General features: G+C 45.7%; 10 protein-coding genes. 2 read left to right on the top strand and 8 right to left on the bottom strand.

Annotated elements, in window-relative coordinates; all coding sequences use genetic code 11:
• Nucleotides 1–11 precede the first annotated feature (11 nt).
• The 8 genes from Vt282_RS12240 to msrA form a co-directional block, all read right to left on the bottom strand.
• Complete coding sequence (locus Vt282_RS12240; RefSeq protein ID WP_162063513.1) at nucleotides 12–908, bottom strand: TIGR03899 family protein; 897 nt, start codon at nucleotides 906–908, stop codon at nucleotides 12–14.
• Between the two features lie 291 nt (nucleotides 909–1,199).
• On the bottom strand, nucleotides 1,200–1,700 hold the full coding sequence (locus Vt282_RS12235) for a DUF3299 domain-containing protein (RefSeq protein ID WP_162063512.1): 501 nt from the start codon (nucleotides 1,698–1,700) through the stop codon (nucleotides 1,200–1,202).
• A 2-nt stretch (nucleotides 1,701–1,702) separates the two neighbouring features.
• Nucleotides 1,703–2,962: an ABC transporter permease gene (locus tag Vt282_RS12230; protein ID WP_162063511.1), complete on the bottom strand. Its 1,260-nt coding sequence runs from the start codon at nucleotides 2,960–2,962 to the stop codon at nucleotides 1,703–1,705.
• Nucleotides 2,959–3,666 carry an ABC transporter ATP-binding protein gene (locus tag Vt282_RS12225; protein ID WP_162063510.1) on the bottom strand — a complete coding sequence of 236 codons (708 nt, stop codon included), beginning with the start codon at nucleotides 3,664–3,666 and terminating at the stop codon, nucleotides 2,959–2,961. Before Vt282_RS12225 ends, Vt282_RS12230 begins: the two co-directional genes overlap by 4 nt.
• Before the next feature lie 63 nt (nucleotides 3,667–3,729).
• Nucleotides 3,730–4,422, bottom strand: a complete 693-nt coding sequence (gene zrgA, locus Vt282_RS12220; RefSeq protein ID WP_162063509.1) for a zinc uptake protein ZrgA — start codon at nucleotides 4,420–4,422, stop codon at nucleotides 3,730–3,732.
• 107 nt (nucleotides 4,423–4,529) lie between these two features.
• Entirely contained in the window at nucleotides 4,530–4,823 is a 294-nt protein-coding gene (locus Vt282_RS12215; RefSeq protein ID WP_162045483.1) for a DUF2607 family protein, read from the bottom strand.
• A gap of 80 nt (nucleotides 4,824–4,903) precedes the next feature.
• Nucleotides 4,904–5,455, bottom strand: a complete 552-nt coding sequence (locus tag Vt282_RS12210) for a YtfJ family protein (RefSeq protein ID WP_162045484.1) — start codon at nucleotides 5,453–5,455, stop codon at nucleotides 4,904–4,906.
• A 137-nt stretch (nucleotides 5,456–5,592) separates the two neighbouring features.
• Nucleotides 5,593–6,216 (bottom strand): peptide-methionine (S)-S-oxide reductase MsrA, encoded by a 624-nt coding sequence (gene msrA / locus Vt282_RS12205; protein ID WP_162063508.1) that lies wholly within the window; start codon nucleotides 6,214–6,216, stop codon nucleotides 5,593–5,595.
• Between the two features lie 166 nt (nucleotides 6,217–6,382).
• On the opposite strand from msrA, the gene tamA reads away from it, so the two are divergent.
• Both tamA and tamB read left to right on the top strand, forming a co-directional pair.
• Nucleotides 6,383–8,098, top strand: a complete 1,716-nt coding sequence (gene tamA, locus Vt282_RS12200) for an autotransporter assembly complex protein TamA (protein ID WP_162063507.1) — start codon at nucleotides 6,383–6,385, stop codon at nucleotides 8,096–8,098.
• Complete coding sequence (gene tamB / locus Vt282_RS12195) at nucleotides 8,095–11,847, top strand: autotransporter assembly complex protein TamB (RefSeq protein ID WP_162063506.1); 3,753 nt, start codon at nucleotides 8,095–8,097, stop codon at nucleotides 11,845–11,847. The genes tamA and tamB overlap by 4 nt, the downstream gene beginning before the upstream one ends.
• The last annotated feature ends 7 nt before the right edge of the window (nucleotides 11,848–11,854 follow it).

Genomic DNA, 11,854 nt, shown 5'->3' with positions numbered 1-11,854 from the left:
CCCTCTGAGTCTTACACCGTATGATGAATGGTCGTGCTAGCTTCAGTTTGTATGCTAAATCGCTGGCCTAACGTGGCGACCATTTGATCGTAGTATTGTGAGTTCGGTTTATTACCCAGCAATTTACATAACTCGTTACCAGTTGGTGAGAAGCGATAGTAGAGCAAGCGAACTCCTTTCCCCAAAACTTGTAGAGATAGGTCTTTACCTTGGTAATTGAGTGGCAGGGCTGAATTCACTTCAATTTCTCCTGACTCGAGCTCGGTGCCGTGCATCAAGCCTAATTCAAATAGCACCAGTAAGCTCGAGTAGGGCAGTTGGAAGCTACCTAGGTTGATGTTGCTGGTAATGGTGCGTTTGCCAAATTGGAAGATACTGCCTTGAGCACGCATGCCCACCAGAAGTTTACGGCTATTGTCATGTCCAAAACTGCAGGCCAAAGACGCAGCTCGCTGGAGGATTTGTGCCTCTTTGGGTGACATGTCGTGCAGCACTTTAAGTGCTTTCATCGAAGTAGATCCCGGATTGGTGACTTCGCGTTTAAATACTTGTGCCCATAGGCGCTGCATCGAAGGGTTGTGCACCTCTTGAGCCATATCGAAAAATCGATACAGCCAGTCTTGGTCAGGCTCTCCAGCCGTTTCGTCGTTACAGGATTTGAATGCGAGCTTAAGAATTTGCTCAAGATTTTTTTGCCGTTGCTCACGTCGTTTGCGCTCACGAACCAAAGCGCGCTCAAGCGCATTTTTCTGTGGCGTTTCTTTTTGCAGCAAAGCGTCAAGGCCGTGATCTTGCGCGATATACATAACGCGACTTGAGCTGTCTTTTACGTAACTCGATTTTTTCTCATTACGCGTTTCAGAGTTTGGAGTGTATTCAATCGTGACGGGTTTGCTGCTTTCTGACATGAGATTACCTTAGCCAACAGTGAGTTATAACTTTACCTTGTTCAACCAGTTGCGGCTAGAGAAACTATTGTGAGAAGCCTCGGCAAAATTTGCTACCTCAATTGATAATAATTTGTTAAAGTTGTTATCGCAATTAGCGAGGTGGTCATGAAGTTTTCTGAAGATAATAAACTAAAAAAGCACCTGTCAATCGCCTTACTTCTCGCATTGTACCTAACCGTTCTAGTTTATTTGTCTAGATACTTAGTGTAGAAAAAGAAGATTAACAGGTTGCTAAATTGTTAACTCAATCTAGTAGTCGTCATATTCAGTGATCGCACTACCTTCGAGCAAATAGCCGGTTTCGGCTAACTCATGGTTAAGCGTTTCTGTCTTGAGTGTCCCTATCACGTACACCACATCCCAAAGCTGTTGAATTGGTGCTCCCGAAGGAAAATTCACATAGATAATTTGGTTTGGCGGCGGCGGCGGCACGTGAATACAAGCACCGAAATAGGGTACGAGTAAGAATTCAGTGATCTTCTCATCATCCCCTTCCAAAGGAATGACAAAACCCGGAATTTTCACTTCACTGCCGTTAAGCTCTTGGCGAACGGTGCCGAGTTTAGATTGCTCCATCGCCCCACCGGAATGGTCAGTAATCAAAGGCATACCAACCGAATCAAACTGGTTGCGCTCAGCCTCTGGGATCAGGTCGATCCAATCTAGCGTTAAAATATCTTCATTAGCAAAGCTAGCGCTAGGAAGCGCGATGCTGAACATCATACATAGCAAGATAGTCATTTTTTTCATGGTTAAACTCTTATCGTCATTCCATCGCTTAACGATTGGCGGTAAGCGCGTAAAGCAGGGAAAACCCCAATAATGGTGCCGGCAAATTGTACAGCAGCAATGAGCATCAGTTCATGGTAGGACAACATAATTAAAGGCAGTTGAATACCGTATTGCGTGGCGACATAGGGTCCAATTAAAGCAATCAACCCATACAAAGCTGCAATACCCAATACAATACCGACCGCAGTGAGAACGCTGGCTTCAAGGATCAGCAAACTGAATATGTGTCTTGGCCTCGCGCCCATCGCTCGCAATATTGCCATCTCTCGGCGGCGTTCTTGTAAACTGGTGAGCAAGCTAGAAAGCATGCCCAGCAATCCAGCGACCACAACAAAGCCTGATACCACCATCAATGCTTGCTCTGCTACAGACATCATGCCCCATAATTCATGTAAGGCGACACCGGGTAGAATTGCACTCAAGGGTTCTTTGGTATAGGTGTTGATTTGACGTTGCAAAGCGAAAGTTTGAATTCTCGACTTTAAGCCAATCAGCATTGCGGTAATTTGCTTGGGTTGAAAGTCGTATTGTTCTAATTGTTCTGCACTTGGTGTGGCACCAAGACGAGCACCCGATTCCCATCCCACATGGATCGCTTCAATTGCTTCAAGGGATACATGGACTGTTTTATCGACTGGTGTTCCTGTCGGAGCAGATATCCCGACCACTTTAAATGGCAAATTGTCATGACGGCTAAAGCCAACATCACTAATGCCATGCGCAATGATGATTTCACTGCCGATATGATAGCCGAGTTTTTTCGCCACATCTGAACCGATCACCGCCTCAAATAAACCATTAAATGGCTTGCCTTGGGCAAGTTCCAGAGGCTGTTTATTACCGAATCGATAATGTTCGAAGTAGCTATGATTGGTACCGAGAACACGGAAGCCTTTATGAGAATCCCCCAGCGATAGCGGAATGGTCCATTTTACCGAGCGATGTTGGCTGAATTCCTCAAAGCTCTTCCAGTCAATATTGTTGGTCGCATTACCAATGCGAAATACCGAATAAAGCAGTAAATTAACCTGTCCAGAGCGTCCTCCAACGATTAAGTCGGTACCGGAAATCGTATTGGCAAAGCTGGTTTTTGCTTGCGTACGAATACGTTCAACCCCAAGTAGCAGTACTAAAGACACAGCAACGGTGAGGATGGTAAGAAAAGCGGTTAAGCGGCGATTATTGACGCTTTTCCAAGCGAGTAACAGAGTGGCTTTCATTGTTCGACTCCTGCTTGGTTGATTTGTCGTAGATCGAGGCTTCGGTCGAACAGTGGCTCTAATGTTGGATCATGACTGACAAAAATGAGTGTCGCGTTAACGTGATTGACTTGCTCAAGTAACAGCTCAATAAATGCGGTTCGGTTTTCATGATCGAGTGACGATGTTGGTTCATCAGCAATGATTAATTGTGGGTGACCAATTAAGGCTCTTGCTGCGGCGACCCTCTGTTGTTGACCAATACTGAGCTCAACTACGGGTTTATGCAGTAGGTGTTCACTTAAGTGCAATTTATGCAGCAAGGCTTTGGCCATTTGTTCAGGGTGTTTGCCCGCGTGCTCACGTCGCAATGTCGAGAATTGACAAGGTAAAGTGACATTTTCAACCACATTAAGATACGGCAATAAGTTGAACTGTTGAAAAATGTAGCCAATGTTGTCAGCGCGAAAACGATCGCGTTGAGCACTGGTTAACAGGCTTAGGTCTTGGCCTAACACTGAAAGTGAACCAGATTGAATTTGATTAATGCCAGTCAACAACCCTAATAGTGTCGATTTACCACAGCCACTCGGGCCTTTAATAAATAGGTGTTCACCGCGCTGTACCTGCAAATCTTCAATGATAAGAGTGGGTGAATGATTCTCCGACCAAGCAAAGCTTGCTTGGCGAAGTTCGATCACTTTAGATGGCGAAATAGTATCCATCGAATATTCCAACGAATGTTGAGACGATATGAGCTTGGTGTATCGACCAAGCTCATGGTTTGATTATAGTTTGATCGCTGTACTGCTTGGGCTTAGCTCTACGGCAGTCTGCGCAGTATCGGTTAGCACATTGGCATGCACTTTCTCTGTGCTCGGGAACTGGCTAAACCAAGTGGTCTCGATAGCATTGAGCTTGTTGATATCACCACATTGGTAGTGATATTCGATAGTGAATTCACCATGCCCACCTTTTTCGTGATCAGCATGATCATCGTGCCCTTCATGGCCATGATGTTCATCGTGGTGATCGGCATGTTTTTCTTGATGGTTATGATGTTGGTGATCATCATGATGGTCATGGCCATGGTCATGGTCATGGTCATGGTCATGGTCGTGGTCGTGCTCGTGGTCGTGGTCGTGGTGCTCAGAGTGACCCAATGTATGATTCACGGCGATATGTTCCACATCGCATTTTGCCGCAGGAGCCAAGGTCAGAATTTGTTGTGGTTGTTTAAGTTGCGCGATGGCTTGTGTTAACGCTTGTTTTTGCGCATCCGTTTCAGGGGCGTGCTCAAAGCCCACCACATCGGCACCAGGTGCAGTGATCTCGACCAGTAGCTCATTACTGTCTTGGGCAATGTTAAACTCAACTACACCATGCACGTGAGCATCGTGTTGGCGAAAATCATCTTGAGCAAATGATGAGGTAGATAGAGTAAAACCAACCGCCAGTGCGATCGAAGAAATCTTATTCATTCTGTTTTCCTAGAACTTATTTAAAACGATGTCGTGATATTGGCAACGATGCGCGATTAAAACGTACACCTCAGGTAATTGGGTTAGTAAAAATTAACTGTTTGTATTTAGATAAGTTTAGGCGGTGCGCGAGCGATTTGCGCGATCACCGGAACCGTCATGTAGTGGTAGTCAGCAAGCGAAGGTGGAGGTTCAGGTGAATGATTGAGTATCAGCTTCGGTAAGCTCGATTTGGCGCCATGCATTGTGCTAGCAAAAAGCTGGCAATGATGGTGCTCGTGATGAGTTTTATCGAGATCAAGCTGGTGATGAATAACCGCAAAATTGGTCCACAGCACAAGAGTGATTGTACAAAATACAATCATCAGTTTGCGTCCTGCAATGAAGTGAAAGCGTGGCATTCAATTCTTCAACCAATAAAAAAACGGAGTTGTTATACTATAACAACTCCGTTTTTAAACGTCAGGGAAAATTTAGCTGTTTATAAATTTTGCGCTACTAACTCAAGAACTTGTTTCACTTCAGCCTCAGACAGAGCCCCTTCTTTTACGAATAATACCGAGCCTTGCTTGTCTTGTACGATGATTGCAGATGATTCAGGCTTTAATTGCCACGCTTGTGCAACCAGGCCGTGTTCATCTAGCACCATTGAAGACCAAGGAAATTCCATTTTGCTATCTTGTGCTGATGATTTTACAAATGAACCCGTACCCCAAATCGCATCATCTTGATTGATAATCGTGGTGGTTTGGTAGGCATCTGCCGGGAATTGAGCGGCGGTAATAGCGGCCATTAGCGGTGCATTCATTTCTTTTGAATTGCTGCGTCCTGCAATTGCTTGAATCACGCGAACCTTACCCAACATGTCATTGGTACTCCATGCTTGGTAAACCGCATCTTTGTCTTTTACTAAGATCTCGCCATATTCAGCGACGTTGACAGTTGGTGTTGCCTGACCCAAGGTTAGATTGTGCGCAGAGGCAAGCATCGGAGCGCAGGCAATTGCCAGTGCTAGCAGAGTTTTATTTTTCATTATTTCTTCCTGTTGTTGTTTTTACCCTTAAATGCACTGATGGCTAATGGGGATGAGAGCGCCATCTTTTGCATCGGGTTGGTCTGCAACTAAAGTATATACTCAAAATGCGAATCCACTAGCCAGACCATCGTCGACTAGACAGTGGGAGGAAAGCACACCCCAGTACCGCCTAAGCCACAATATCCATTAGGATTTTTGGCTAAATATTGCTGATGATAACTCTCAGCGAAGTAGTAGTTGTCGGCAAAAGTTATCTCTGTGGTGATGGGTGTGGTGCCGAGCAGAGTTTGGTAGGCATTCTGGCTTTGCTGCGCGTAATCGAGTTGCTCTGGTGTGTAGACATAAATGGCGGAGCGATATTGGGTTCCGCGATCATTTCCTTGGCGCATACCTTGAGTTGGATCGTGTCGCTCCCAAAAAACACGCAGTAAAGTTTCCAAACTGATCATTTCCGGTTCAAATACCACACGCACAACTTCAGCATGCGCAGTTTGGCCACTACATACTTCCTCGTAAGTTGGGTTTGGTGTAAAGCCTCCCGCATAACCGACAGAAGTGCTAACCACGCCTTCAAGTTGCCAAAATAAGCGCTCAGCCCCCCAAAAACAGCCCATGCCAAAGAGAACTTGCTGTTGGTTATCTTTTAATGGCGCTTTGAGCTCTGAGCCATTAACGAAATGTAAATCATCAATCTTGAGCGGTTCATTGCGACCGGGTAGTGCAGAGTCTGATGATATAAGGGTTTGTTTGTCTAGCATGCCATTTTCCTTGTTAAGTTATCCTTCTTTAAGACGGGATGTTTAACACTTTTAATACAGACGAATCGTATAAGTCACGTTATGATTTATGTAGATACTCAAGCCTCTTGAGGTCACTTAAGTACAAATAAATGCTCAAAATCAATAAAAATAGTGTTGCTCAGCCATGATAAAAAAGTCTTTAGCCATTGTTACGTCGTCGCTCTTGTTTGCAAGTGTGGCCAAGGCTAGTGACATCGATTTATCCATTCAAGGATTGAAAGGATCGGTTAAAGACAATGTGGATGTTTACCTTTCATCTATCCCTAAAAAAGAATATGACACCTCTCTGCGCTTTCAAGCGCGTTTAGAACGCAGTATTACCGAGGCTCTTAATGCGCTTGGTTACTATCACCCTCAATTTGATTTTCGCACCGCTGATGATGGCGGTGAGTTGATTGTAAAAGTCACACCGGGGCCTCCGGTGCTAATTGAAGATTTAGATATTCAGTTTGAAGGTGAGGCCGCGCAAGATAAGGACTTTAGCAATTTAGTCAAAAATAGTGGGTTAAAGCAGGGCAAGCGTTTAAATCAAGGGCAGTATGATGCGCTTAAATCAAGCATTCGTAATTTGGCTCTACAAAAAGGTTACTTTGAAGGTGACTTTAAAGTCAGTCGATTAGAAGTCTCTCCAGAGCTCAATCAAGCTTATATTGATATGCATTATGACAGCGGTATTCGCTATCACTTTGGCCAAACCATGGTTACGGGGAGCCAAATTGACCTAACGCGTGTGCATTCATTAGAGCCCTACAAACAAGGCGACCCATATTTGGTCACCGACATTGGAGAGTACAACCAAAACCTATCCAATACAGACTGGTTTTCTTCGGTATTTGTTGAGCCTGATTTGAGTTACTTGGGGCAGGGGCGTGAATTACCGATTAAGGTGACATTGGCTCCGCAAGCGCGTAACCAGCTAGAAACCGGTCTTGGTTATTCTACAGACGTTGGGGTACGTGGCTCGCTCAAATGGAAAAAACCGTGGGTGAATTCACGCGGCCACAGTTTTGATAGCAGTTTTTCACTGTCTAAGCCCGAGCAAACCATTACTGCCAGTTATCGTATTCCACTCGAAGACGTGTTGAATGACTACTATCGCATTCAGTACGGAATGAAGAATGTCGACAATCGAGATACCAAAAGTATTGAGTCTAATTTGGCGCTGGAACGCCATTGGACGCTAGATAATGGTTGGCACCGCACGGTGTTTATTCGTTATCTATTAGAAAACTATGAGCAAGGTATTCAAGATGATAATGCTCAATTCTTATTGCCGGGTATTTCATTTAACCGCACTCGAGCTCGTGGTGGAGCCATGCCAACATGGGGCGATAAACAGACCTTAACTTTGGAATACGGTAATTCAAAGGCGATGTCTGAAACAGATGTGCTGCGCGTGATAGGTGGCATGTCTTGGATTCGTAGTCTGGGTGAGAACCATCGAGGTATTTTCCGTATTGGTGGTGGTGCCAACATAGTGGATGATTTTGACAAGTTGTCGCCATCACTGCGTTTCTTTGCTGGTGGTGATAATAACCTGCGTGGTTATGGCTACGAGTCGATCTCTCCTCGTGATAGCAGCGGTGCGTTAACCGGTGCCAAGTTCGTGGCAGTCACGTCGTTAGAATACAACTATCGAGTCACGGGCAACTGGTGGGGTGCGGTGTTTTACGACTACGGTGATGCGTTTAACGATAAGCCGGATTTCAAACGCGGCGTCGGCGTGGGTATTCGCTGGGCATCACCGGTGGGGCCGGTGCGACTCGATTTCGCTTGGGGGCTAGATGCGAACCCAGGTGATGAATTCCAAATACATTTTACTTTAGGGCCTGAACTATGACCAAAGTGGTAATTAAGTGGTCAAAGTGGCTATCTTTATTTTTGTTATTGATTGTACTGAGCTTAGTGGTTGCTTTGGGCGGCTTGCTGTTTACTCAGTCGGGGCTCGGTGCGGTGGTTTGGCTTGCTGACCGTTTTGTACCGCAATTGACCATTGGTGATTATCAAGGTCGTATATTCCCTAGTTTTACTTTGCGCGATGTACGTTACCAAGATCCTCAATTGCACATTGATACATCGGTCAATTCACTGACATTAAGTACCAGTGTTGGTTGTTTAGCTAAACCCAGCATTTGCGTGGATGAGCTTGCAGTTCAAGGGGTGACGTTTGATTTAACTTCCGTTGCCGAATCGACGACGGAAGAGCCTGAGGCAACCGATAACAACAGTGTGCTTTCAACTCCGGTACCGCTACAAATCACGAAAGCGACACTTGATGATATCAATCTCAATATATTGGGTAACCATATCGATTGGGAGTCTTTTGCGACGAGTTTAACTTGGCAAGGCAGTCAGTTAACCATTCATCCGACGCTTCTGCAGAGCCCGCATCTCTCGTTGGCTCCGTCAACGCCTGAGCCAACTTCGAATGCCAAAGCAGAAGATAAAGCGACGGCAATTGTGTTACCAGAAGTGGTATTGCCGCTATCTATAGATGTCGCGCAGTTAGATATCAATGACTTTCAATTAAAACAGGCATCACCGGTGATTGTTAACCACCTCGGTCTATCGGCGCGTGCGCATGAGTCTAAGGTTGAGATTGCAAAGCTCGAATTAGTGATGCCAGAAGTCACCGCATCGTTATTCGGTGATATTACATTGGCGCAAAAATATCCGTTGGATGCCACCTTAAATGCTCGCTTAGCGATTGACCCATTGCAGGGGCAACAGCTTAAGCTCACTGCTACGGGGAGTGTTGAAAAGCTGCAGCTGGATGCGCAGCTAAGCAAGTTAATCTCTGCGAAGATAGATGGGCAATTGCAGCCGCTTGATCCCCAATTACCCTTCGATGTGACTTTAACTCAAGGTAATGTTCAGTGGCCGTTTAAAGGCACAGCCGACTACAAAGCGCAAATAAAGCGCTTTAGTGCTAACGGTTCATTAAAGGGGTATCAGCTTGGATTAAATGGAGCTGTGCAAGGTCAACAAATACCTGATGTTGCGCTCGACTTAAAAGGCAAAGGGAATCTCTCCCAAATCAATTTATCCAACTTATCGCTGAAATCACTAGGTGGTGAGGTAACGGGTAAAGGGATGGTCAACTGGGATGCGCCTCTCAATTGGAGCGCGGATTTGGTGATGTCCAATATTCAGCCTGGGCTTTATTGGCAGCAGGCAGAAGGCAATATTAGTGGCAAACTGCGGACGTCAGGAAATCTAACCGGACAAGGCGGTTGGCATGTATTTGTCCCGATGCTAGATATCGATGGCATGTTGCGCCAATACCCACTCAATATCGTTGGGTCACTAGATGTCTCTGATCGCAAAGGTAAAGGGATTGTTTCGCTTAACACACCGAGTTTGGTGTTATCTCATGGCCCTAATTCTATTACCGCTAAGGGTAAATTAGAGCAGCAGTGGAATATGGACATTCAGTTGCAACTGCCTGAGCTTGCTAAGACAGTGCCGGAATTGAAAGGGAGTGCGCTTGGTTCTATCCAAATGAGCGGTAAGTTCGCTGAACCAGAAGTTGTGATGGCATTGGATGTCAATGGCATCGATTGGCGTAATGAGGTGCAAGTTGCTTCTGCCAAGCTTCAAGCCGATGTGGTACCTCTGCCAGCACCGCATGGTAATGCGTCTTTGCAAGTGCAAGGTGTGAATGTTCAAGGCAATGAGATTAAGACGATTGACTTACAAGCATCCGGGACAGAGCAAGCGCATGAAGTGACGTTGGATGTGAATTCACCGATTGTTTCGACTAGTTTGGCTATCAGTGGCAGCTATACCACCAGTCCTGCTTTTAACTGGGTTGGCCAATTGCAACGCATGCAGTTTGATACTGAACAAGGGGAATGGCGTTTAGAGGACGCCACCGAGTTGGGCTTTGATAGCGCGACTGAGCAGGCAACAGTGGGCGCTCATTGTTGGCGACAAAAGGGCGCTTCGGTTTGTTTAGATGAAACGATCAAAGTGGGGCAAAGCGGTGAAGCTCAGCTTTCGATCAATCAATTTGCCTTGAAGCAAGTCAGTATGTTTTTGCCTGAGAAGACCAGTTTAACAGGATCGTTAGATGGTCAAGTCTGGGCAAAATGGGCACAAAATCAGGTACCAGAATTAAAAGCGTCGCTGACGATGCCTAAGGGCAACGTGACACAACAATTTGATCAACCGCTGGTCTTTGGTTGGGAAAGCGCCAAGGTCAATGCCTCTATCGCTGATAACGTATTGAAAGCGGATTGGATGCTCGATGTTACCGATAATGGCGATTTGAGTGGTGAGGTAACCATTCCAGATATGCGAGTGGAGAACAAACAAATTGATGGTCGTTTGACGCTTGGCCGTTTCAATCTTGATTTTCTCAGCCCGCTGGTGGGTGAATACAGTCAGCTCAAATCGAATATAGAAACGGATTTGAAGATATCTGGTCCGCTGTTACATCCACAAGTCAATGGTCAGTTTGTGGTTGATGATGTGCTGTTAAAAGGTGATATCTCTCCAATAGAGGTGGACTCTGGTCGAATTGCGATTGACTTCACCGGCTACAATGCAGCGGTCTCTGCGGCGTTGAAAACCCCCGATGGGGTTTTAAATGTCAGTGGTGATGGTGACTGGCAAGACCTCGCGGCGTGGCGCAGTCACGTACGAGTATTTGCCGATGAGCTAAAAGTCGTGGTACCACCGATGGTGAAAGTTAAAGTGATACCCGATATGACGCTGACAGCAGGCCCTCACCAAGCCTCGATTGATGGCAAAATTTCGCTACCGTGGGGGCGCATTGTCATTGATGAACTACCACCAAGTGCGGTGAGTGTGTCAAAAGACTTAGTGTTGGTTGATGCACAACGCAAACCGATCCAAGAAAAGAGCGCCGTGCCATTTGATTTCGAGAGCAATATTCGTATTGATATTGGTGATGATTTCAAATTATCGGCGTTTGGTCTGGAAGGTAACTTGGAAGGACGCTTGAAAGTTACCCAGAAAAACAAAGGTCCGTTTGTGACCGGTGAAATCAATATCGTTAATGGTGAATACTCTTCATTTGGTCAGGATTTGTTGATTTCCGAGGGTAAGATCTTAATGAATGGTCCAGTCGATCAGCCTTATGTACAGATTACCGCAATTCGTAACCCTGAGAACACACAGGATGACGTGACTGCCGGGGTGAAGGTGGTTGGGCCGGCTGATGAACCAACATTAACGATTTTCTCCAACCCAACCATGCCGCAGGCAAATGCTCTGTCATACCTATTGCGAGGCCAAGATATTGATGGTGAATCAGGTGGCAATGCGATGACGACCACCTTAATTGGTTTGAGTTTGGCGAAAAGCGGTAAAGTGGTTGGCGAGATCGGTGAAGCTTTTGGTGTGCAAGATCTACAATTAGATACAGCAGGATCGGGTGATGATTCACAGGTAACCGTGAGTGGTTATGTGCTTCCGGGGCTACAGGTTAAATATGGCGTTGGGATCTTTGATTCTGTCGGTGAATTTACCGTGCGTTATCGCTTAATGAAGGATCTCTATCTTGAAGCGGTATCGGGCTTAGATAGTGCGGTCGATCTGTTGTATCAGTTTGAATTTAACTAAGGGGCAT

The organism is Vibrio taketomensis (assembly GCF_009938165.1).
GTDB lineage: Bacteria > Pseudomonadota > Gammaproteobacteria > Enterobacterales > Vibrionaceae > Vibrio > Vibrio taketomensis.
Note: the sequence above shows the minus strand (reverse complement) of the source record. Positions and strands in the feature narration are given on the sequence as shown.

Coding starts and splice junctions, on each gene's coding strand:
- Vt282_RS12230 (WP_162063511.1), bottom strand. CDS start 2,962: ATGAAAGCCACTCTGTTACTCGCTTGGAAAAGCGTCAATAATCGCCGC.
- msrA (WP_162063508.1), bottom strand. CDS start 6,216: ATGCTAGACAAACAAACCCTTATATCATCAGACTCTGCACTACCCGGT.
- Vt282_RS12240 (WP_162063513.1), bottom strand. CDS start 908: ATGTCAGAAAGCAGCAAACCCGTCACGATTGAATACACTCCAAACTCT.
- Vt282_RS12215 (WP_162045483.1), bottom strand. CDS start 4,823: ATGCCACGCTTTCACTTCATTGCAGGACGCAAACTGATGATTGTATTT.
- zrgA (WP_162063509.1), bottom strand. CDS start 4,422: ATGAATAAGATTTCTTCGATCGCACTGGCGGTTGGTTTTACTCTATCT.
- Vt282_RS12210 (WP_162045484.1), bottom strand. CDS start 5,455: ATGAAAAATAAAACTCTGCTAGCACTGGCAATTGCCTGCGCTCCGATG.
- Vt282_RS12225 (WP_162063510.1), bottom strand. CDS start 3,666: ATGGATACTATTTCGCCATCTAAAGTGATCGAACTTCGCCAAGCAAGC.
- tamB (WP_162063506.1), top strand. CDS start 8,095: ATGACCAAAGTGGTAATTAAGTGGTCAAAGTGGCTATCTTTATTTTTG.
- Vt282_RS12235 (WP_162063512.1), bottom strand. CDS start 1,700: ATGAAAAAAATGACTATCTTGCTATGTATGATGTTCAGCATCGCGCTT.
- tamA (WP_162063507.1), top strand. CDS start 6,383: ATGATAAAAAAGTCTTTAGCCATTGTTACGTCGTCGCTCTTGTTTGCA.